This window comes from Stieleria neptunia (assembly GCF_007754155.1).
Lineage (GTDB): Bacteria > Planctomycetota > Planctomycetia > Pirellulales > Pirellulaceae > Stieleria > Stieleria neptunia.
This window is the reverse complement of sequence record NZ_CP037423.1, coordinates 6,261,729-6,284,512: the sequence shown is the minus strand read 5'-3', so window position 1 is coordinate 6,284,512 and position 22,784 is coordinate 6,261,729. Positions and strand designations below refer to the sequence as shown.

Here is a 22,784-nt window from a genome sequence, read left to right as displayed (position 1 = left end):
CGCTCGACCCTCCCTGCCAGGGAGGGTGACTTCCGGTGTGTCGATACCGATGCTGCCTCGCTCTGTGCTCAATCCGCAAACGGATGCTGCCAGGGTTCGCGATAGTCACGTCGAAGCAGCATGGTCGCTTCTTCATCGCCCAGGATCACACGTTGCTTTGGATCATATTCCAGCGGTCGCCCTCCGAGCCGCATCGAGAGGTTCGCCAAAATACAGCTCGCCGTCGAAATGTGGCCTTCTTCGATGTCGGCCACCGGGCGGCTGCGGTTTTCGATCGCCTGGAGAAAATCCAGCATGTGTAAACGCGTCGCCGGGGCCGCGTTCAGTTCGATGTCCTTCTCCGTCAAATCTTCGGGGTACTTTTCTCGCTCGAAGAAGCAATCGAAATGGAGCGGTTTGGCGCGTTTGTCTTGCGGGATAAAGTCCGCCCGCATCGTGCTCGCCTTCAACGTGCCCTTTTCACCATAGATGAACAACGCCCAAGGATAATCGGGATCGGTCGGCGAACCCCAGCTGCGATGGGTCCATTGGGCGTTGAAATCGTCGAACTCAAACGTCGCGCTCTGCGTGTCGGCAATATTCGACTTGCCATCGGTTTGAACCAGGATGCCGCCGGTGGACGCGATGCGATTCGGCCAGCCGAGCCCCAACATCCAGCGGGCGGTATCCAGCATATGGACACACATGTCCCCCATGATGCCGTTGCCGTATTCGGTGAAGGTTCGCCACCATCGTTTGTGCGGCAACCCGTCATAGGGTCTTAGCGGAGCGGGACCGGTCCACATGTCGTAATCCAGGTGATCCGGCACCGGCATCACGTCGGGATTGCCGTTGGCCCGCATGTGATAGTAACAGCACATTTCGACGTGACCGATCTTGCCCAACAGCCCCGCTTCGACGACCTGTTTTTTCACATCGATCAAGTGCGGAGTGCTCTTGCGCTGCGTGCCGACTTGGACGACGCGGTTCAGTCGCCGGGCCGCATCGACCATCGCTTCGCCCTCCAGCACGTCGACGCTGATCGGTTTTTGGACGTACACATCCGCCCCCGATTCCATCGCCGCGATGGCTTGCAACGCGTGCCAATGGTCTGGCGTGCCGATGACGACGATGTCCAGCCGGTTTTCGTTCAGCATCTCGCGGTAATCGATGTACGTCTTCGGCTTTTTCCCCGACGGCTGACGTTCACTGGCGATTTGAACCGCTTCATTGAGCATCCGTTGATCGACGTCGCAGATGCAAACGACTTCGACGGGCGTCACTTGAATCAACCGCCACAGGTCACTCTTGCCGTACCAACCCGCGCCGATCAGCCCGACGCGCTTGACCGGACGATCGGCTGCCCCAAACGCCTTGACGCCGAGTGCACCCGAGGCAATCGATGCCGCACCGGCTTGCAACAATCGCCGCCGCGGAAGCGAGACAGTTTCACGCTTGGAAGTCTGTTGGTCACAGGATGTCTTGTTGCTCACAACCGTTGCTCCGTGTGGGTGGGGCGCGATGGAACGCATGATGTCGGTCGCCCAGCATTATAGGCGTTCTTCGGAGAGGCAGTCTTGAGTCGTCGCGGCGAATTGCCTCCGCATAAAAACCTTGACGTCTCGCCACCTGACGATATAACGGAGTCGGGCGAGATCCGACAGTACCGGCGTCTCCACTCCATCCAACCTCGCGGGGGATCGCAAGCATGAAACGGACGCACCATTTAATTTTAGCGCTTTCGCTGTTGCTGTTCACGGCAACGGGATGCACGGGAACGAAGACGGAGCCGGTGACGGATCAGACACCCACCGGCGAACCGTCCCTGTCGATCGTCGAGGGGGCGACACCGAGTGAGGAAAGCAAAGCGGCGATGCTTGCCGCGAAGGACGCCTTGTTCACGCGTCTGTCGGGCCGTTTGATGGAAGCGATGGCGGACGCAGGCCCGGCCGGAGCGATCGGGGTGTGCAGCCAGGAAGCAGTCAAGATTGCCAAGGAAGTGGGGGCCGAACACGCGGTGCAAATCGGTCGCACGGGCGTTCGGCTCCGCAATCCCAACAATCAGCCTCCCGATTGGGCCGCAGCGTTGGTCGAACAGAACGTCGACACGCCGGTCTTCGCGGTGCTGTCCGATGAATCTGCGGCAGCCCTGTTGCCGATCAAGCTGCAGGCGCAGTGTTTGATGTGCCACGGTCCAGACGAGCAAATCGCGCCCGAGATCCAGCAGAAGCTCGCCCAACTCTATCCGGACGATCGAGCGACTGGGTTCAAGGAGGGCGAGTTGAGGGGCTGGTTCTGGATCAAGGAATGAGTGCTTCGGGCTGGTCCAGTTGAAAGTAGTGTCCGTGGTCGGCGGTCAGAATCAGCACGGTTTCGTCCCAGCCGCCGTGTTGCTCGATCCACTCGACGACGGCGGCGAAGGCATCGTCGCCACTGAGGACGGCGCCGATGGAGTTGTCGATGTTGTTGGAATGGTTGGCCCAGTCGACGTCGCCACATTCGATCATCAACCACCAGCGTTCCGATCGCGCGTCGAGGACATCGAGCGCGGCAACCGCCATCTCGCGCAGTTGGACGTTTTCTCGCCCGTCTTCAGGGCTGTAGACCTCTGCCGCTTCCGGTGTGGGATTCCCAAAACTGATCACCGGATCGTAGTTCCCGTCGGCGGTGCGGAACGGCAGGTGTCCGCCTTGGACGCCGAAGTAGCCGAACAAACGATCGCCGCTGGTTTTGGCGTGGCGGACCGCGTCGTTCAAGACTTCCGTGCCCGTTTTACCCGGCGTGCGTTGCGCCACGACATACTGGCCTCCGTTGGCGACGTCGATGGCGGCCAGGTCATCGCTGGTGATGTACCGATTGCCGGGCACAAAGTTTTTTCCCTGCGAACCATCGGTGTCTTTGTCGGTCCCCCAGCCGCCACCGATCAGTACATCAACGCCCGACAGTCCGCCGGGATGGTAGCTGGACGGAAGCCCGACCAGGTCGCGCGTCAGGTCTTGATAGTCACCGCGATGCACATTGCTGGCGTAAGCGCAGGCGGGGGTGGCGTGGCTGATCGGAACGCTGGTGACCACACCAACGGGGATGTTTTTTTCTTGCAGTGTCCTGGCGATCGGCAGGACTTCACGTCCCCGCGGATCCACGTTGATCGCCGCGTTGTAGGTTTTGATCCCCGACGTCATCGAGGTTGCCGACGAGGCGGAGTCGGTGAAGGCGTGCTTGGTCTGCTTGCTTTTGGCGATCGGGTAATCGACGTCGGTGATCGGACTCCAAGGCGTCGCGCCACACAGCGCCGGATCGTATCCGCCGGGCACCTTGCCGCCGGGCGTCGTGACGATCTGATCGTCGACGTTGATGGAAGTTCCGTCATTGTGGGGGCTGGTGACGTAGAATCCGAAGTCGGTTTTCGCACCACGGTAGTCTTGAAAGGCAAGACCCTGGCCGCGGCCGCTGTCGTAGCTGACCTTGCCCTGTTTCGCGATCGCCGCAGCCCGCGTGGTGTCCCAGTCCATCCCGTCAAAGACGAACAGGATGATTCGTTTCTTGCCCGATTCGAACGCAGACTTTTGCAGCCGATAAACATCGGTCTGGTCAAAGTATTCCGCTTCGGGATTGAAGGTTTCCGAAGGGACTTGGCCGTACAGGTTCTCCAACGCCGCCCGGTCACGGTACACGCTGTTTTCACCGCTCACCGATTTCAGATCCATTCCAAAGGTGTAGACGGGGATCAGCCGATTGCTGTGGTTTTTCCAGCTCGAATATTTGCTCGGGTCGGGCCCCCAATGGCCCCATTCGGAGCGGTTCGCTCGCACGGCTTCTTCCTGCAGCGTCGCAATCGGGTCGGGATCCTGACCCGATGACGGACCGGCGGCAATCACCAATGTAAGGAGTGCGAGAAGGGACGGGAGTTGTTTTTTGAAACAGTGAATCAGCATCTCTGATTGATCGATCGGTGGGGGCGTTGAGGTGGGGATGCGTCTGCGACGCAGTTCGGCGGACGGCTGTCTGCGCGTTGCGTGATTGTGATCGAGAAGCAGTCACCGTGCGAGATGGTTCAACACGCCGTAACTGTGAATTTGCGGTGGGCAAGTTGGCACCATCAGCAAACCGGTTGGGCTTCTGTCTAAGTGATATCGACCGACGATCGACTGTCCGTTACATTTCCGCCGGAACGGGGTGTACTTGCCCCCTGACCATGAAAGGCTCTCATACTTTGAAGGACAGACTTTATGATTCGCATAGCTTGTTTGATGGTGATGGTATTGGTTTCGTGTTTGCACGCACGAGAAACGGTTGCAAACAACTGGTTGATTCCAATCAAGGGAACCGTTGATTATATACACGGCGCACCGGAACCGATTGGGGTTTGCACGAGTCCCGTGCCCGGGGTTGAGTTGGCGGTGACGGGCCAATATCACGTCAACGTCAATGGAATCAACCTGGGCGGCGACGGAGCAGCCGTAACATGCGTCTTCGATCAACCGTTATTCGGGATTTACGCGAAGTACGACGGATCTTTCCAATGGCAGTCTGAAGACGGCGAGATCTTAACCGGGAAATACATCGGTTTTGATACGAATCCAACGGTATTAATTGAACCTTCACTACCCTTTGTTCTGTTCGAGACGATCATTTTCATTACGTTTACCGACTCGGACGGCAACTTCGCGGGGCTCGCAACTGCCAGAGGCTATGACATCCCCTTCGGCAATCCGGCGACATCGCCACCCGACCCAGCGGGAGTGTTTGCAAGCTTTCGAGGTTTTCTGATCAACACAGCCCACTGACATCGGCGCTGCGAGTCAGATTGTTTCTTTGTGAACAGAGTTCGGTGATTCAATCCGAACGCCCAGGGATCCGGTCTGGTGTGCCGCGTCGGCTGGCAGAGTCGGCTGGCAGAGTCGGCTGGCAGAGTCGGCTGGCAGAGTCTAAACCCGGGTTTGATCGACCCGGGTTCTTTCCTGCCTAAGGTGTTAGCGGCAGGGGCGCTAGCGGGCTGTCGATTTTGTGAGCCGCGCGCCGCGTAAGCGGCCGGGCATTGCGACGCTGCCCGAGGCCTTACGGCCAGCGGCTCACCATTGACTCAGCAGATCCCGACTAAATCGACAGCCCGCGAGCCCAATGCCACTTAGCAACGCACGGAAGATAAGTGGGATAGGCTTCCAGCCTGTCGACGGTGCAATGACAGGCTGGAAGCCTATCCCACTCGTAGGATCCGACACTTATTTTCCGTTCGATCCTTACTTGAGCGCTGACGGTGTTAGCGGAACGGCGCAAGTGGGCTGTCGATTTTGTGAGCCGCGCGCCGCGTAAGCGGCCGGGCACTGCGACGCTGCCCGAGACCTTACGGCCAGCGGCTCACCATTGACTCCGCAGATCCCGACCAAATCGACAACCCGCGAGCCGTCCGGTCGCGTTTCAAAAACACCGTGAAAGACCGGAGGGCTCGCGCCCTTCCGCTAACAAAAACACCCCGCCTGACGCCAAAGTAAGTGGCACTGGCTCGCGGCCTCAAGCGAACGTCGTTACGAGTTCCTTTGTCGCGGCCCGTTCAGGATTCGACCGATGAGCGTGTAGCGGACGCCGAATTGGTAGGTCAGCAACAGGAATGCGGAGATCACGATCGTGATTCCCGCAAACTTCACAAACGCGGGCACCGTGGAATCCCGAACGAACCACTGGGCCAGCAGGACAAGCGGAAGGTGAACCAGATACAGCCAGTAGGACGAGTCGGAAATGTACCGCATCGTACGGCTCTCGCGAGACATCAGGCGCCGGCACAGCCCGATCGATCCGAAGATCATCAGCCAGGCAAACAGGGCCTGCAGGAAGAGTGCCGCAAGTGCATGGAGGGAGTGGTCTTGCTGTGTCGGAACGATCCCGAACGTTCCGGAGACCCAATCCAGACCGATCGGAAAGACCAGGAACACCGCGATCGGCAAGCTGATCGCCCACGCCCGCCCGAGACGGCCATCGGCGTCGTCCATGTCCCAGTACAAGGCGCCGAAGAAAAAGAACACGGCGTAGTAGGCGAGCACGCTGGGAAGCGGCAGCAGACCGATCGAGGGCTCCGGACCGAAACCGTTCGGGTTCATGTGCGACAGGGGCAACATCGTCAGCGGAATCAGCCACAACAGACTGAGCGGAGAACACACCAGCCAGGAGGGAAGCTTGCGGAGCTTCAATGCATCGGCGAGGGGCGCGTAGATCAGGAATGCCGCGATCAACCAACAAAGAAACCAGAGGAACCACAAATGCATGAAGACCGGAAACTGAAACAATAACGCCTCGACCGTTTTCCAACCGGGACCTTCTGCGACACCACTGCCAGAACCGAAATCGTCCCCCACGCCGAGCTGATTGGCGATCTCGGATCGACCGACCATCAAGGTCTGTTCGTCCAACGGAAGCCCAAACGTGGTCGCGATGAAGTTGGTGGTGCCGAAGTCGATCTTGAGCACGTCCTTTGGCGTTTGTCCGTTTGCGTCGACGGCGTCCGCGTCGGCTCCGGCACGCAACAGGAGGGCGGCCTCTTCGGCGCGGCCGATGAACGCTGCGCTATGCAAGGCCGTGCCCTGATCGCCGTTTCGCTGGTTCACGTCGGCTCCCGTTTCCAGCAGCATTTCAACCATTTCTGTGTGGCCGAGAAAGACTGCGACGGTCAACAGCGACGCGCCATCCTGGCTGACCGCGTCGACCGCAATTTCATCGTTTTCCAGCGCGGTTCGGACACGCTCGGTGTCACCCGCGACGACCGCTTCCCAGACGGCCGCGTTCTGGGATCCGCCCGATGACGGTCGACTGACGAAGGAACTGACCGCCCACATGGCCGGCACGATGGTCAAGCAACCGAGAAAAAGCGGCAGGCCGATTCGTTTGAGTCGTTGTTTGATCAGCCCGCCGAGTCCTCGCTTTCGCCACAGCATTGCCGTGAAAAAACCGCTCAGCATGAAAAACAGCGGCATGCGAAACCCATGCAGGGCGGCGAATAGAACGGAGTAGAAGTCGCTCTGTTGCGAGTCCTTGACGGTCCAGGGGATCGGAGAAAACGAGAGTGCGGCGTGGAGCACGATCCCCAACAACATCGCAATCGCACGTAGCGCGTCCAGGTCATGGCGCCGCTTAATCGTCGGCTCGATGGCGGGAACCGTGGCTGCCGGTGGAGTTTTCGATGCGTCCTGCGGTGGGGTGGGGATGACGGCGGTGTCGAATGAAGTACTGATGTTGAACTCCTAGGATTGGTGCCGGAGACTTGGAAACGAGCGCAGGGATTGACGGACTTTCTGACGCTTGCGGCAGAATGATGGCGAGAAATCCCCTATCGAATCTGAGCTTGTTCGATCTCGGCCAGGACCAGAAACGCGTTGGTGATGCTGTTGCCGGCGAATCGTTTTCGCCAGGCCTCCGCCGACGGCTTGTCGGATCGCTGGACTCGCAGGTACAGCCAGTAGGAGACTACCAATCCGACGACGCCGATGGCGAGTGACGGGATCAGTGAATTCGGATGCAAAACGGCATCGAAACCGATCGCAACCGTGACCGGAATCCACATCAACCACCATGGGAATCCGATCACCGCGCCGACTTGAAGGTAGATGTTTCTGACGGCGTTCAGTTTGTTGCGGATCTGGTCGACGGGTTCGGAGTAGTCGATTCGATTGATTCGGGTGCAGACGGCTGCTGCGGCGGCGATCACGAGGATTCCGTAGACGTGCAGAATGATTCCGCAGACCAGTCGATGGGGCACATGGATGTTTTGTGCCCAGCATTGAGCGCCCAAGACGATGATGACGACCCCGATCACGATCTGGAGGATTTGTCCTCGAAAGAGCGGACGCAGCGACGTGCCGACGCGTTCCATCAGGTCGCGGCGCGTCAACAACAACCGCGCGGCCAACTCCTGGTGTTGCAGACTTGCCGTGGACGGCTGGATCGCCGACGGGGTGTCGGTCTGCCGGGCGACGTCGCCAACAATCATGGTGGGTGCCAGCGACGGGTTGCTCGTCGACGCGATCGTCTGCATGTCGGATTTGATCTGGCTTGCGTGTTGGTACCGGCGTTGCGGTTCCTTTTCCAGTGTTCGCAGAACCACCTCGTCGAGCCGCACGTCAATCTGGACCTTCTGTGACGGGGCGGCGAATCGTCCGATCGGAAGCTCGCCGGTCAGCATTTCATAAAAGACCACGCCCAGGGAATAGATGTCGGCTCGATGGTCAACACCGCGAGCGCCTTCCAGCTGTTCCGGAGCCATGTACCGCGGCGTCCCCATGATCTGGTGCGTCCCGGTCAGCATCGTCTGCTGGCTGTCGCTGCCCAGGATCCGCGACAGACCGAAGTCGGCAATCTTTACCGAACCGTCTTTGGCCATCAGGATGTTTTCCGGCTTGATGTCGCGGTGGATGACGCCCTTGTCGTGGGCGAATTGCAACGCGTCACAGAGATGCGGCACGATTGCCAACGCGTGCTCGGGTGACAACTGACCGGCGCTGACGACGTCGCGAAGGGTGGGGCCGTCGACGAACTCCATCAAGAAGTAGTGTGTGTCCTCGACTTTCCCGAATTCGAAAACCGAAACGATGTTGGGGTGGTTGAGCTTCGCCAGCGTGCGGGCTTCGCGGGTGAACCGGAGGGCAAAATTCACTTCGTGGGCAAATTCTTCCGGCAGGACTTTCAGCGCGACCATGCGATCGAGCCCCTTTTGTCGCGCCTTGTAGACAGCCCCCATGCCTCCCGCGCCGAGAAGCTCGAGCACCTCCAGGGCGGGGAACAACTCGGCCAGACGTCCGATCGTCGGCGGCACAAATGCACCGGCTCGCTTGTCGTCGTCCTTCAGCGCGCCGTTGATTGCCGTGACATGATCGGGAAATCGGTCCAGGTACTCCTGCTTCGTCGGCGACTCACCGCGTCGTCGCCGATAGTCGATTTCCAAAACGACCAATTCGGCCAGCAGCACGTCGCGTTCATCATCGGTCACGTCCCCCTCCAGGACCGATTCGATGGTCGATGGATCGCCCGACTGCCAATGTCGTTCGAATTCGGCGCACCGATCATCAATTCGTTCCAGGGCCGCGATCGGAAGTTTTTTCTGGCGAACACTCATCTTCTTCGACTCATTCTTGCTGATGCAGCTCTGGAGCGGGCACTGGGGACGCTCGGTGAACCGTTCTGAACGCACAAACCCGAGCACACAAAAAATGCGGGGAGGGTTCGTGTTTTAGCTCCCCTCCAATCAAGCAACCGCTCTTTCCGGCACCTGCCCGACAGCGAATCGAAAAAAAACTGACAGCCAGATGCCCGCGTTCAGACGCAGCGTTGCAGCCAGAAGAAAAAAGGTGTCCGACACCTTTTTGGATGGCGACACCTTTTTGGATGGTTGGATGGAATAGGGGGGCCAGGGAAGAAAAAAGGTGTCCGACACCTTTTTGGATGGCTGGATGGAATAGGGGGGCCAGGTGGGTGGTGCCAAAAAAAACACCCTCGAAAACATAACGTTTTCGAGGGTGTGTTGGTCACAGCGGAGGACATGGGACTCGAACCCACAACCGCTTGCGCGGCAACTGATTTCGAATCAGTCTGCTTGCCAATTCGCTTATCCTCCTGGGGGAACGACCGCGTCGTCGAAACGGGCTGCCGTCCATCACAGAAGTGTAAATCACAATTCGGGTTCGGGGCAAGTGGCGTAAGCTTCCAGCTTGCCAGTGCGGGGCAATTCCAGATGGCAAGCAGGATGCTTACCCCACTTTCCAGACGGCAAGCATTAGTGGGTGTGGTAGACCTTGAACCCGTATTCTTTGAACCACTTTTCCCATTTGACGGCTTCGGCGTGGGATTTCACGGGCAGCTTGCGTTCCTTGACGCAGCGGTATTTGACGTCCAGATGGCCGTTGTGCTGCTCTTCCTTGACTTCACACCCCAGTTTTTTCAACGTCCCGGCAATCGCGGTTGCCTTTTTGGCGTCGTGGATGTGTTTCGCTTTCCATTCCTTGCACTGGAAATGGACGACTTCGGCCGCCGACGCTTGGTCGGTGGCGGAAAAACAGCTGGCGATGACCAGGAACAGGGTGACGGCGAGAAAACGACTCATGGGGGACTCGGATTCGATCGGTGGCGGGAGAAAAACGCGTCATGGTCCAGCGTCACGACGACGCCGGCAACAACAAACCGTCTGATAGCCAACCGTCGCGTTCCGGGTCAAGACAGCTCCCGGGCCCTCGCCTTGTCAAAACGGGCGATCGGTTCGACAATTCGGCCCACGCTCGGAAATTCGGTCGTTTTCCGCGGCAGTTTTCAACCCAATCAGCAGTCAAGATGAATCAGAACCCAGACGGCGGCAACGAAAATGGATCTCCCGACGATGGTGACAACACCGACCCGAGAGTGGCACGCCGCGAAAAACTGCGACAAATTGAAGCGATGGGGATCGACCCCTATGGTTCGCGGTTTGACGACCGGACGTTGATCGGGGATTGCCGCAAACGGATCCCCGAAATCAAGTTTCAAACCAAAGACGGCCAGGTTCTAGAGCTGCCGGACGTCGAATCCGACGACGTCGATTATCGCCAGTGGAAATCGGACAACGGTCCCGGCGAAGAAATCGGTCCGACGGTTCGCGTCGCCGGCCGCATCATGCTGGCTCGACCGACCGGCAAGCTGATTTTTTTGAACATCAAGGATTGGACCGGATCGATCCAAATCTTTATCGGCAAGAAACAAGTCGGCGAGGATGATTTCGCGCTCGCCAAGCTGTTCGACCTGGGGGATTTGATCGCCGCCGAAGGACGGTTGGGACGCACCAACACCGGCGAATTGACCGTGTTCGCCGAGAAGTTGACGTTCCAGACCAAGATGCTGGAACCGCCACCGGAAAAGCACGCGGGGCTGACCAACGTCGATCTGAAGCAGCGGATGCGGTACGCCGACCTGGCGTTCAACGACGGCACCATGGAAACGTTCTTGGACCGCACGCGAATCGTCAAGTCGATCCGGGCGACACTGGATGCGGATGGGTTTTGCGAGGTCGAAGGCCCGACGCTTCATACCGTTGCCGGTGGCGCCGCGGCACGCCCCTTCGAAACGCACCACAACGCGCTCGACATGGGGCTGACCATGCGGATCGCACTCGAACTGCACCTGAAACGGCTGATGGTCGGCGGCATGGAACGCGTCTACGAACTCGGGCGTGTCTATCGCAACGAAGGCCTCAGCCCGCGGCACAATCCAGAATTCACGATGCTGGAGGTCTATCAAGCGTACGGCGATTATGTCTCGATGATGGAATTGACCGAACGCGTGATCTGTGACGCCATCGAAGCGATCGGCGGCGGATACCAACGCGAATACGCGGGCAAGACGATCGATTTCACACCACCGTTCAAGCGGGCCACTTACGCCGAGTTGTTCAAACAGGCGACGGGAATCGACGAGACCGATGACGACGCGGTGATCGAGTACGCCAAAAAATTAGGCCTGGACACCGAACACAAGCACCCCGATGTCGTCCGCAACGAGATCTTTGAAGAGAAAGTCGAGGACACGCTGGAAGGGCCAATTTTTGTGATCGACTACCCCGCCAGTATTTGTCCGCTGACGAAACGCAAACGGGACAACCCCGAAATCGCCGAACGGTTCGAGCTGTTCATCAGTGGGATGGAACTGGCTAACGCCTACACCGAATTGAACGATCCCGACCTGCAGCAGAAGCTGTTTGAAACGCAATTGGAAGGGCAGAATGATGAAGAGTCGATGGCCAAGATGGACCACGACTTTATCCGCGCACTGCGTCACGCGATGCCACCGGCAGGCGGGCTGGGGATCGGAATCGATCGCCTGGTGATGATCCTGACGGGACAGAAATCGATTCGCGACGTGATCCTGTTTCCGGTGCTGCGGCCGACGGAAAATGGGTGAGGGAGTGTGATGCGGAAAGCGGACCGTTGTACGACGCCCTTTGTAGGTGGTCGGGGCGAGCCCTCTGGACGACGGCCCGGAAGGGCCGTCGTACCCGCAAAGCGGACCGTTGTACGACGCCTTTGTAGGTGGTCGGGGCGAGCCCTCTGGACGACGGCCCGGAAGGGCCGTCGTACCCGCAAAGCGGACCGTTGTACGACGCCTTTGTAGGTGGTCGGGGCGAGCCCTCTGGACGACGGCCCGGAAGGGCCGTCGTACTCGGAAAGCGGTCGTCCTAAGCTGGACGGGGCACTCAGCCGTCGGTGGCTCGTTTGCGGAAGTAGGCTTCGATGGCGTCGCGATAGTGGGTGGGCAGATCGCGGCTGATCTTTTGCAGGGCTTCTTTGCGTTCGGCCGGCGGCAGGTTTCCCCAGCCGTCGTCGTCGCCCAGGTTCTTCTTTTTGACGTTTCCGTCTCCGCTGCCCCCGGCGATCTGGCTGTCTTGCATCGGCGATTCTTGGCCGTTTTTCGGATCGCCTCCCGAGCTGCCGCCGCCCTGCTGTTGTTGTTGCTGCTGCTGTTGTTGCTCTTCGAGTTTGTCGATCAACTTGGTCAGCTTGTCGATGATCTTCTGTTCTTGGCCTTCGACCTTTTCATCGCTTCGGCCGAGATCCAGACGGCGGGTGACATCGGTCATCAACCGTGAGATTTCGTCCAGCGAGTCCTCTTTGAGGGGTTTGATGTCGGCGACCATCAGCTTTGCCAGTCGAGAGAATCGGATCGGGCAATCGTCTTCGTTTTCCAGCAGGGTGCGGAGGTCGGTGAGCGCTTCTTGTTTCATCAGCAACGCGTGGTAACAGGCACCGCGATAGAACAACGAGCTGGCGGGGTCGATCGACTCGGTCGCGTCGACTTCGGCGATCACCGGCAGCGCTTCGTCGTACAGGCGTGATCGCACCAGCAACCGGCCCAACCAGGTTCGGACGGTCATCCGGATCGGCTTGGGTAACGATTCGATTTCCGCGTAGTCGGCCGCGGAGGGGTCGATACTGGCCGCGGCGGCGAGCGGGTCTTTGGCCGCGATCTCCGCCAGACGCTCGACCGCGTCGGTCAAACCGGCGACCGCCTCGACAAAGGCATCCATCGGGTCCTGATCGGATTGTTCCAATTGCAGCCGAAACCGCTCGGACGCTTCCGCGCTGGCGGCCGGCGGGGCGCCGTAGTCGTTGAGCGAACCGCGCAGCAGAGCCGACATTTGTTCGCCGTCGAGGGCCTTCCAACTCTGTTCACTTTCCAGCGATCGATCCGCCATCGCGGTCGACCCGAGCAGCAAGAAAACGAAACAGTAAGACGGGACTGAACAGAGAAAACTCCGCCGCTTCTGAGAGGTTCGATTACGAATCACAGTGGTCCGCCTGTGTTGGAGTCGCTTACTTATTGCGCTGCATCACCAAGTCACGCGTTATTTTGTACAGCCTAGCCTGGCGATCGGACAAGTTCTTTAGCAAAGGAAGCACGTCCTGTGCCGAAGTCTCATCCGATTGTAGGAGTCCGGCATAACGTTGTGTTGTCGATTTGATCCTGGTTTCCATCGTTCGGATCAGTTTCAGCTCGGAAATGGCGCCCACCAGCGGCTGTTCTCCGGGCTGTCCGGCCTGTTGGGGGGCGGATTGGCCCTGTTGTTTTTGTTTTTCCAGGTCCCGCTGAGCCTGTTGTAAAGCCCCGATCATTTCTTCGATGGCGGCCAGGACATCTTGTTGCATGCCTTGTGTGACGGCATCAATTTGCGTTTTGCCTAATCTCTGGGCAATTCGTTCACTTTCGTCGCGGATTTGCGCCACCACCTCGGGGAACGCCACGCTGGAGCCTTCTTCCCGCAGCAGCAACATCGCGCGATCCGCTTCGACCGTGATTTTCTTTTGGTCAAAGGACAAATCGCCGGCTTTCAGGTCCGTTTGTCGGTTGCGTTGCGATTTCGGCGTCGCGGCCAACTCCGCCGTGTCGTCGATCACTTTTGATTGCATCGCAGCCATCTTCTTGAGACGACTTTCCAGTCGCGCAAGTTCCCTCTGCATCTCTTCTTCGCGAAGTTGACGCAGGATTTGTTCGAGTTCGTCGATCGCCTGACGCAGATTCTCTTCGGCCGCCAGCTGGTCCTCGACGGCCTCGTCGCGCTTGGACTGCTCCAGATCCTGCTCCGCTTGACGCATCTTTTCGATCGCCTGCTGCAACTTCTGTTCGGCCTGTTGCTGCGGCGACTGCGGCTGCTGACTCTGCTCGCCTTGCTGACCCTGCTCGCCTTGCTGACTCTGTTGCTCCGACCCAGGCTTAGCTTCCCCCTCCTTAGCTTCCCCCTCCTTAGCTTCCCCTTCCTTAGCTTCCCCCTCCTTAGCTTCCCCTTCCTTGGCTTCCCCTTCCTTGGCTTCCCCTTCCTTGGCTTCCCCTTCCTTAGCTTCCCCTTCCTTAGCTTCCCCTTCCTTGGCTTCCCCTTCCTTAGCTTCCCCTTCCTTAGCTTCCCCTTCCTTAGCTTCTCCTTCCTTAGCTTCTCCCTCCTTAGCTTCTCCCTCCTTAGCTTCTCCCTCCTTGTCTTCTCCCTCCTTGTCTTCTCCCTCCTTGTCTCCTGACTCCTTGTCTCCTGACTCCTTGTCTCCTGACTCCTTCTCCCCCCCGTTTTCCTCAGCGAGTTGATCTTTCAGTTTCTGCCCGCGATCCGCGATCGACTCCTGTTCTTTCTCCAGTTGATCGAGTTCCGCCCCGTTTTCGGTCCGTGCGCGGGTGCTTCGTTGCGAGCGTTCGATGCGTTTGAGATCCTTGATCATCTTCGACAAACGTTCTTTTTCATCGCGGATCCTGTTGGCCCGGTCTTCGCTGGTCAGCAGTTTCAAGATCTCCGCGAGCCCGACGCTGGCTGAATCCTGATTGTTGACCGCGTCCGAGAATTTTTCGTTTCGGAGCGCTTCGCTGGCGTTCCTGAGTTGCTGCAAGACGAACTTTTCGCGGGACTGTTTGGCCGCCTGACGCAGCAACGCCGCGCGGTCGGGGTTCTCGGCGGCCTCGACGTCGGCCAGACGCAGCAACAGCTCTTCGAGACGCTGGTAGCGATCGGCGACGCCGGCTTGGCGGAGCACCAGGTCCGACTCGGGGGCGGGATCTTGGGCGGTGGCGGTGACGGCCCCGCAGAGGGAGGCCGAGAGGACGAAGAGAGCGGCCGCGAGGACGCGGAAGGGAGTGGATGGACGCATGGCGGCTCGACGTGTGACCGAGCGATTCGATTCATTCATCAAGTCATTGTCCCACATATCGTTTTCCAGGTCTGCGGCAGTTTATTACCGGTTATTTGAACAAGTCTTTGACGCGGTTTTTGCGTTCTTGCTGGGTGTCTTCTTTGAGTTGTTCTTGATCTTGGATCAGGCCGCGAACCAGGTCCAACAGTTCATTGTAGCTTTCCAAGTCAAGCATTTTCTCCAAGACGGCCGTCAGCTCCAAGAGCACTTGGTCGGCGGTTTGGATCGCCGCTTCGGTTTGCTCGAGCGCCTGTTCCGGCTGCTGGATTGAGGCTTCGATCGATCGGATCTGCTGCTTGAGTTGCTCCATGGAGACATCCGCGATCTTTCGCAGCGGGTCGCGAACTCCGCTGCCAAGTCTTTCCTGTCGGTCCTTGGAGTCAACTCGATTGTTGACCATTTCCAGCAGCAGATCATCGAGTGACTCTGCAATTCCGGTCAGTTCTTCGGCGGTTTTGCTGGCCTGCAAGCCGCTTTGTTGGACTCGAAGTCCGATGATTCGCAGTTCGCGTTGCCGTGTCTGTTGTTCAGATTCCCCTTGTTGGCGTTCCATCAACAGCTCAAACCGATCGGATCGGAACCCGGCGAGTTGTTCGCGGAGTCCCTGGGTTTCGGTAACGGTTTGTTCCAGCCGGGTGCGGAGTCCGAGTTCGCGTCGCTCCATCAGCGTCAGCAGTTCTTCGGGCGTGACGACTTGCAAGCGAAAGATCTCGCTGGTGGTCAGATGGGTTCCGTCCAGATCGTATCCGTCGCGTGCTTCGGCATAGACGCTGATGGCGCCGCCGGGTTGCAACGCGGGGATTTGCCCGGAATTGGTCAATTCACGAAGATCGATGACGGCACCGGCCTGGCCATCGCGGTTCAGTTCCAGCCGTTGCGAGATCGGTTCGACCGACACGGGCGGGGCGGCGTCGGCTGCGTCATCGCCTTGTTTGGCCGGGGCGTTCTGTGCGACGAAGGCGGTCACCGAGACGACGCCGTAGTCGTCTTCGGCGACACATTCCAAGGGCAGCCGGGCGATCGGTGTGACCGCGGATTGGATGCCGTTGAGCGCAAGTGAGACGCTGGGCGGTTCGTCAAGAATCGCACCCAGGAAGTATCGAAACGGGGCTTGAGCGCTGATCCCGTCGGGGTCGGAAGGAACGATGCGAATCGCGGTCGGGTTGTTGAACGTGTCCAGATTCAACCGGACGGACTGGCGGTCCTCGGAGTACGCCAATTCTGTCACTCGGGTTTCTTGCCCATCCGATTCCAGGACCACATCGACATCACCCAGTGGCAGACTCGAAACCGCTTCCAGCGTCACACCGCTGCCTTCGCTGATCCGCAGTCCGGCTTGGTAGGGTGTTTCGAAATCGAACTCGGCTTCATCGGTCGCGGCGGAACTGGCGGAATCACGGAGGTAATCGGGATAGCGGATCTTGACGTTCAGCGCCGAAATCGCCGGGGGTTCGGCGGCTTCGATCCGATAGTCGATCAACCGGTCATCGAGACCTTGGATGGAAAACGAAAACGACGACGCCAGGTTGCTCAGCGGCGGACCGTCCAGCACAAACGCCTGGTAGCCGTCGCGTTGGCGTCCGACCCGTCGCATGTTGGATTGTCCGCGGGTGCCGTCATCGGTCTCGTAATAAACGGTGCACGCCGAGGGGACTTCGGCGTCGTCGGCGGCCGCGCGAATTCGCAATGTGGCGCTGCTGCCGGTGGGCAGACGCATCACGCCGTTTTCAAATTCGATCCGCTGCGGGTCCGAATCTTGGACGTTCGATGCGCTGATGGTCGGCAAGTCGACGCCGACCATTTCCAGCCTGGCCCGCCGCGGCCAGCGGGCGTCGGACAGCAGCGTCAATCGGGCCGCGGCGCGGGCGAACGCGCTGGGGCTGTAGGCGGCAAACATCAGCGCCAGCAGTAACAGTGGACCGGCCAGGGCGGCTTTTTGAATCAGCGGCTGCATCCGAAACACACGCCCCGGATCGACTTCATCCACCGATTCGGACGCTTCACGGTGAACTAAACGCAACAGGTCGGGCGAGTGCGAATCGCCGGAGCGCCCGGGCCGCGACAGTTGGACGGCGGTCACCAAGCGGCCGGCGAGTTGCGGGTGATGACGCTCCACCAACAAGGCCAAACTGTCATCGGGAAGCGGACGGCTTAACCGATCGATCAGCATTCGGACAACGATCACGAACACCGCGAAACCGACCGCGGCCAACAGAATCCCCCGCGCCGAGCGAGGCATTTCGGTGCCGCCCAGGGTGACGGGCACGTAGTCGATCAACAATCCGATCCAAAACGCCACCAAGACGACTGCGATGATGGCCAGCACCGAGTCCCAAACCACGTAGCGGCGAATCCGTCCACGAAGCGATTGGAGCAACGATTGAAGTTGGGGATCAAGCATACTAGGCCAATCTGTGTAGTCTGCGGACGACCCATTCCATTGTCAGCACACTGGCGATCAGCCACAACAGCATGGCGTTTCGGCGCTCGGTGAAGATGGCGTCGGGGGTTCCGGGAAGGATCGTGGTTTGGGGCTGCGGGCTGATGGTGGTGACGATGTTTTCGATCAACGAGTCCCCTGCGGCGTCGGCGTCGACTTTCCAGTATTCTCCGCCGGTCGTCTCGGCCAAGCTCGCCAGGTCTTCGTCGTTGCGTCGGGGGCGTTCCAGTTCGACCGTGGGCAATCGCACTTGCACGTTCTGGCGAAAGACTTCTTCACCGAGTGCGTCGCCGAGGGTCAGCCGCAATTCGTGATTTCCGTCGGTGCGGACGACAAATCGGCCGCTGTAAATCCCCGGTCGCGATTCGCCTTCGACGGGAGTCAGCCGAACATCTTCGACGCCCTTGGGCGTGATCAGTTTTGCCTTGACCTCCGGCAACGTCAGCGGTTCGAATTGCTCGTCGGTCAACACCGCGCGAACCGTGATGGTGTCGCCGACCATGGCCCGGGGCGAATCGACCAACAGCAAGCCGCGGTTGCTGTCACGCAACAGTCGTCCTTCGCTGACCCAACGAATCAGTTTGGTGTAGTAGTTGTCGAAATAGGCATCGCTTTCGCGGCGCATTCGCCACATCTCGCCGCTGCCTTGAAAGAACACCCGTCCGGCGCCGTAGAACTGGCTGGCCATGTAAACGGGCAATGAATCCGAAATCCGCGTCGTCGGGTCGGAGAAATACGCATAGACCTTGGCGATCGGTTTGGCCGCTTTGACGCCGACGTAATCATAAACGCCGCCGAACGAATCCCAGGCTTCGAAGCTGGTGGCGGGATCATCGGTCACCCACAGGAACTCGGCACGACGCGCTTCCGGGGTGAATTCCAGCGGCCAAGCGGTTTCGCCCCCTTCGCGGCCCGAGCCCATCATCAACCCTCGACTGGAAAACGTGACGGGGAAGAAGCTCGCGATGCGGGAGACCCGCGGATCGGTTCGCAATCGCAGCCAGCGGGGGTGATAGACCGGTCCGCCGACGATGATCAAGCCTCCCGATTGCGAGGCGAGCCAGCGGTCGAGCAACTCGATCGACGCCGCGGGAATCTGCGTCCAATCGGGATCAAACATCGCGATCGCGTCATACTCGAACAGCTCCGCCGGGGTGGCGGGAAACTCGGTCAACAGCTGATCGGCGTCCTGGCTCATTCCCGGTTGACCGGTTTGCAGCCAGGTGTCCAAGCGGATCGATTTTTCGCGGTGCAGCAGGTTGCGGACGAAGCGGTATTCGCGGGTCGGACCGCCGGCAATCGTGAGCACGCGTAGTTTCCGCGCGACGACTTCGTAGCGTGCGTCGCTGACATCATCCTTTTGGTTTTGGTCTTTTTCGACCGGCAGGATTCGGATCGCCAGTCGCCGCCGGCCGACCGATTGGGGCTCCAGCTCGAACTTGATGCCGACCAGCGAACCGTCGCCGGTCAGCTTGACCGATTGCGAATCGATCACCTCGGTCGGCAGCGCGTTGGAAGCGCCGCCGTCGGCGGTGGTCGCGTCCAGGCCGTCGAGCAGTTGAACTTCGACATTCAACGCGTCGCCGCCGGTCCCTTGAAGCACGGCCGAGACGGCGAATTTGTCGTTCGGATAAACGCGTTTGGGGGCATCCAGATCGACCACGCGAACGTTCGTCGGGGGCTTGCTGCTGCCGAGCCCGACGGGATAGACCGAAACTTCGCTGCGTTTCGCCAGGGCCATCGCCGAGGCCACGTTGCTGCCGCCGTTGTTTTGTCCATCGGTCATCACCACGATGCCGGCCAACGTCGTCGGGTCGTGGCTGGCCAACACGTTGGTGATCGCATCGCCGATTCGGCTCTGCGAGGCCGCCGCCGCGATGGCGTCTTCCCAGTTGAGCACTTTGATCGGTTGCTGGGCCGGGGCCGACGGTTCGTCGGAATCTTCGCCGTCGGTCGGTTTTGGAACGTCGTCGGCCAACCCGACCAGCGACGCGAACGATCGCGACGTGGCGGTGCTGTACGTCCAGCCGCACAACAGGATGCCGGTGCACATCGTCACCGCGGTCACGCCCAGCAACCAGCCCAGGCTTTCGCGTCCACCGCCGGACTGGGAATCCGACGTGGGGGCCGACAAGCCGCCGACCAACAGCGACGCGAGCGACAGCGCCAGGGCGACGCCCAGCAGGATCAGGCCGGCGATGGCGATCGGTGAGGGTTGACGGATGGCAGTCACGGGGACGGCCGAGTCGTCTTGCCCGGGCTTGTCTTGCTCGCTTGCGGAATCGATTTCGATTCCGCCACCGGATTGCAGCAACAGCGGTTCGGCCGCGTCCCCAAAGCTGTACACACTGACGCGATGTTGTTGACCGAGACGCTCGACCAGCTCGTTTTCGGCCAGCAGTTCGGCGGCGCGTTTGGCCCGACTCTCGCTACCGATCGCGTCCGATTGCGCCAGCGACATGCTCTGGCTGGTATCGACCAGCACCACGACTTCGCTGGGCCGCAAGATCTCTCGCTGGGTGCGGCGTTGCAGATCAAAAAAGAAAAACAACAGGGCGACGATCATCGACAGCCGAAGAAAAATCAGGGTCCTGCTGACCGACCGAGAGAGTTCCGCGGTGTCGCGTCGGTAAAACCGCGCGCAGCCAAAAATCACCAGCGCGGTCGAGATCAGCAGCAACGCCCACCACCACCAGCCTTCGATCGAGGCGGCGCGGGCGAACTCATAAACCGTGCTCTCCAACGCCACGCTGCTTTCGGCTGACTGTTCCAGTGTTTCGTTCACGCCGATCGCCCTCCCGCCGCCAAACCAAATTCGTGACGCTGCGAACCGCCACCTCGATCTTCCGCTGCCATCGTGCCGCCGGTTGAAACGGGGGCCCGGGTGTGATAGCTGGCCCAATAGGCCAGCGCCTGTTCGGCCGCCAGCAACAACCCGAGCAGCGCTAACAGCATCAGCCCGAGTGTGGAACTGCCGGCAAATTGATTTTGTTGCCGCCAGTCTTCGCTGGACACAAATTGCACGTCGATCGGCAATAGGGCCCTGCGAATCTCCGCGGCGTCGGCGCGTTCCAAGTCGCCCTCGCCCCCGACGATCGTGCTGGCCGAGGGAATGACTTGGCCGCCGCCATCGGCTTTCAGCAGTCCCCACTCGAACAGTCCCGGACGCAACAGTTCGTCGACGTTGGATTCACCGGCGATCAAGCGTTCGACCGGATCCAGCGACACGCGGACGGTGTCCGGTTCCGCTTCGGTGCCGATGATTTCCATCACCACGCGCGGCGGGGACTGGGAGGGAGTCACCAATTTCATTTCCGGAAAATAGGATCGGGTGGATAGGGTCTTGCGAAGCGGTTGGGTGACGGCGTGGGACGTCGAAGCGCTGGCGCCGCTCCAGAGCCGCGCGTTGGACAGCAACATGAACGGGACGAACGTCGGGTCGCCGGGCCAGTTGGTCCAGCCCGGGGCGAGACTGCTGAGCACGGTGACGACGGTGCCGGCGCCGGAGGTGTGTTCGGTGACCAGGGGAATGCCGTCGCGGCGGACCAGCACCTTGCGATAACGCCGCGGCTCTCCGGCCCCGTCCGCTTCGTCGACCAGCGTCCATCCCTTGGCGACGCCGATCATCGACAGCGAAGCATCCCCGGCGCTCCGCAACGGATCCAGGAAGGTGTCGTTATCGCCGAACAAAACATCGCCGGTCTGAGATGACCCGCCGACGGGCAACTCTTCAATCGTTTGAAGCGGTGCCGGCAACAGACGTCGATCCTGTGTCAGCAAGATGCGGTTGTAGTCACTCGCCTGAACGGCGTCACCGAGGAACCAGGCGATCCCGCCGCCTGCTTCGACGTATTGCTGCAGTGCGGTCGCGGTGGTTTCGTTGATCTGTGGCAAATCCATCAAATAGATCGCCCGGTAGGGTGCCAACATTTCCAGCGTCGCGCTGCGCAGAAAGGCCGGCGGTTTGATATCGGGTTGGGCACCGATACGCACCTGGCTGCCGGGGTCGAGCACGGCGGCGACGGTGTAGGCGCCGGATTCGTCCAGATCCGAGTCGATCACCAACACACGTTCGACATCGGTCAGCGGCAATGTGCAGATTCTTTGGTTGTCCACGGCCAACGCATCCGAGGGCAGTTCCACTTCGATCGCATGCGTTCCGGTTTCGCCGACGAAGACTTGAAACGATTTGGTGATTTCGGCACCGGCGGCCAACGACTCGATGACCAATCCGGGCAACGAATCCACGACACCGCTGACGCGGCGCGAGGGATCGACCGAATTGACCTGGTCACCATAGCGAATGACGCGACAGGCCAGCGTGACGTTCTTGACCTCGCGGGGACTGTAATTTTTGATCGTCGCGCGGACGACGACGGGAACGCCGGCGACCCAGACGTCTTGGACCGGCGCCAGATCGGTGATGGCCAGGTTTCGTTCCGGACGATTGGCACAGTCGATCATGCGGACCTTTAAATCGTCGCTGGAAAACTTTCGCATCGCTTCGGCCAACCGCTCGGTCGATCCCCAATCGCGGGCGCGAAAATCGCTGGCGATGTAAACGTACTGGTTGTCCGCCGACGTCGCGGCGGCCAATTCGCCGGCCAGGTCCAACGCCGGGACCAGATCGGTTCGAATCGGTGACACCGCGGTCGCCATCACGCGTGCGATCAGGCTGCTGTCGCCCAGCACGGTTTGGCTGGACAGGTCCGCAGCGACGTCGCCGGAATCGCTGCCACCCTGGACGGCCAGGGCGGCGCGGCTGGCGCGCATCACCGTCAATTGATGATTGCCTTCGTCGTTGACCAGCCGCTGCGTCAACTGTTGCAACGCCTGCAGGGCCCGATCATAGGACGTCGTTTCACCGCCCCCGCTGACGTCGCCCATCGAATAACTGTCGTCCAGGATGATGATGTGGTGCGTGGTTTGCCCACCCAGGGCGCCCAGGATTTGACGGCCGCCGGTCCATCCGCACAGCATCATGACCAACACCGCGGCGACGGCCAGACGTGTCAACAACAGCAACAACTGCCGCAGACGCAGCCACTTTTTTTGTTTCCGATAACTGGCCAACAAAAAATCCATCGCCGCCCAACGTCGTCGACGATGACGGAGCATGTTGATCAGGTGGACCAACAACGGAACCGCGACGAAGGCGAAACCGGCCAGCAGAGCGGGATACAAGAACATGGTTC

General features: G+C 59.9%; 13 protein-coding genes and 1 tRNA gene. 3 read left to right on the top strand and 11 right to left on the bottom strand.

The window, feature by feature from the left end; all coding sequences use genetic code 11:
• Positions 1–68: 68 nt before the first annotated feature.
• Complete coding sequence (locus Enr13x_RS21950) at positions 69–1,472, bottom strand: Gfo/Idh/MocA family protein (protein WP_231743699.1); 1,404 nt, start codon at positions 1,470–1,472, stop codon at positions 69–71.
• A gap of 215 nt (positions 1,473–1,687) precedes the next feature.
• Between Enr13x_RS21950 and Enr13x_RS21945 the strand changes: the two genes are divergently transcribed.
• Positions 1,688–2,290 carry a c-type heme family protein gene (locus tag Enr13x_RS21945; protein WP_145389028.1) on the top strand — a complete coding sequence of 201 codons (603 nt, stop codon included), beginning with the start codon at positions 1,688–1,690 and terminating at the stop codon, positions 2,288–2,290.
• Here Enr13x_RS21945 and Enr13x_RS21940 read toward each other — a convergent pair.
• A complete protein-coding gene (locus Enr13x_RS21940; protein WP_145389027.1) occupies positions 2,280–3,914 on the bottom strand; it encodes an alkaline phosphatase in 1,635 nt (544 codons plus the stop codon). The genes Enr13x_RS21945 and Enr13x_RS21940 overlap by 11 nt on opposite strands.
• Positions 3,915–4,208: 294 nt before the next feature.
• On the opposite strand from Enr13x_RS21940, the gene Enr13x_RS21935 reads away from it, so the two are divergent.
• The gene (locus Enr13x_RS21935) at positions 4,209–4,766 is read left to right on the top strand and encodes a hypothetical protein (protein WP_145389026.1); all 558 of its coding nucleotides are present in this window, start codon (positions 4,209–4,211) and stop codon (positions 4,764–4,766) included.
• A 738-nt stretch (positions 4,767–5,504) separates the two neighbouring features.
• Here the strand turns inward: Enr13x_RS21935 and Enr13x_RS21930 are convergent.
• The 4 genes from Enr13x_RS21930 to Enr13x_RS21915 form a co-directional block, all read right to left on the bottom strand.
• Positions 5,505–7,088, bottom strand: a complete 1,584-nt coding sequence (locus Enr13x_RS21930; protein WP_261344207.1) for an acyltransferase family protein — start codon at positions 7,086–7,088, stop codon at positions 5,505–5,507.
• A 209-nt stretch (positions 7,089–7,297) separates the two neighbouring features.
• Positions 7,298–9,079 carry a serine/threonine-protein kinase gene (locus tag Enr13x_RS21925; RefSeq protein WP_231743698.1) on the bottom strand — a complete coding sequence of 594 codons (1,782 nt, stop codon included), beginning with the start codon at positions 9,077–9,079 and terminating at the stop codon, positions 7,298–7,300.
• Between the two features lie 415 nt (positions 9,080–9,494).
• A tRNA-Ser gene (locus Enr13x_RS21920) sits at positions 9,495–9,577 on the bottom strand.
• Between the two features lie 159 nt (positions 9,578–9,736).
• Positions 9,737–10,063, bottom strand: a complete 327-nt coding sequence (locus Enr13x_RS21915; RefSeq protein WP_145389024.1) for a hypothetical protein — start codon at positions 10,061–10,063, stop codon at positions 9,737–9,739.
• A gap of 224 nt (positions 10,064–10,287) precedes the next feature.
• On the opposite strand from Enr13x_RS21915, the gene lysS reads away from it, so the two are divergent.
• Positions 10,288–11,886, top strand: coding sequence for a lysine--tRNA ligase (gene lysS / locus Enr13x_RS21910; RefSeq protein ID WP_145389023.1), 1,599 nt, complete (start codon positions 10,288–10,290; stop codon positions 11,884–11,886).
• Positions 11,887–12,178: 292 nt separating this feature from the next.
• Here lysS and Enr13x_RS21905 read toward each other — a convergent pair whose 3' ends face one another.
• The 5 genes from Enr13x_RS21905 to Enr13x_RS21875 form a co-directional block, all read right to left on the bottom strand.
• A complete protein-coding gene (locus tag Enr13x_RS21905; protein ID WP_145389022.1) occupies positions 12,179–13,177 on the bottom strand; it encodes a hypothetical protein in 999 nt (332 codons plus the stop codon).
• Positions 13,178–13,295: 118 nt separating this feature from the next.
• Positions 13,296–14,993 carry a putative sodium/potassium/calcium exchanger gene (locus tag Enr13x_RS38170; protein ID WP_231743697.1) on the bottom strand — a complete coding sequence of 566 codons (1,698 nt, stop codon included), beginning with the start codon at positions 14,991–14,993 and terminating at the stop codon, positions 13,296–13,298.
• 205 nt (positions 14,994–15,198) lie between these two features.
• On the bottom strand, positions 15,199–17,550 hold the full coding sequence (locus tag Enr13x_RS21885) for a polyketide synthase (RefSeq protein WP_145389018.1): 2,352 nt from the start codon (positions 17,548–17,550) through the stop codon (positions 15,199–15,201).
• 1 nt (position 17,551) lies between these two features.
• Positions 17,552–20,374 carry a VWA domain-containing protein gene (locus tag Enr13x_RS21880; protein WP_231743696.1) on the bottom strand — a complete coding sequence of 941 codons (2,823 nt, stop codon included), beginning with the start codon at positions 20,372–20,374 and terminating at the stop codon, positions 17,552–17,554.
• Positions 20,371–22,779 (bottom strand): BatA domain-containing protein, encoded by a 2,409-nt coding sequence (locus Enr13x_RS21875; RefSeq protein WP_145389017.1) that lies wholly within the window; start codon positions 22,777–22,779, stop codon positions 20,371–20,373. Before Enr13x_RS21875 ends, Enr13x_RS21880 begins: the two co-directional genes overlap by 4 nt.
• Positions 22,780–22,784 lie beyond the last annotated feature (5 nt).

Bases quoted from the DNA above. Each gene is read 5' to 3' on its own strand.
- Enr13x_RS21925 (WP_231743698.1), bottom strand. From the start codon at position 9,079: ATGAGTGTTCGCCAGAAAAAACTTCCGATCGCGGCCCTGGAACGAATT.
- Enr13x_RS21945 (WP_145389028.1), top strand. From the start codon at position 1,688: ATGAAACGGACGCACCATTTAATTTTAGCGCTTTCGCTGTTGCTGTTC.
- Enr13x_RS21875 (WP_145389017.1), bottom strand. From the start codon at position 22,779: ATGTTCTTGTATCCCGCTCTGCTGGCCGGTTTCGCCTTCGTCGCGGTT.
- Enr13x_RS21905 (WP_145389022.1), bottom strand. From the start codon at position 13,177: ATGGCGGATCGATCGCTGGAAAGTGAACAGAGTTGGAAGGCCCTCGAC.
- Enr13x_RS21940 (WP_145389027.1), bottom strand. From the start codon at position 3,914: ATGCTGATTCACTGTTTCAAAAAACAACTCCCGTCCCTTCTCGCACTC.
- Enr13x_RS21915 (WP_145389024.1), bottom strand. From the start codon at position 10,063: ATGAGTCGTTTTCTCGCCGTCACCCTGTTCCTGGTCATCGCCAGCTGT.
- Enr13x_RS21885 (WP_145389018.1), bottom strand. From the start codon at position 17,550: ATGCTTGATCCCCAACTTCAATCGTTGCTCCAATCGCTTCGTGGACGG.
- Enr13x_RS21935 (WP_145389026.1), top strand. From the start codon at position 4,209: ATGATTCGCATAGCTTGTTTGATGGTGATGGTATTGGTTTCGTGTTTG.
- lysS (WP_145389023.1), top strand. From the start codon at position 10,288: ATGAATCAGAACCCAGACGGCGGCAACGAAAATGGATCTCCCGACGAT.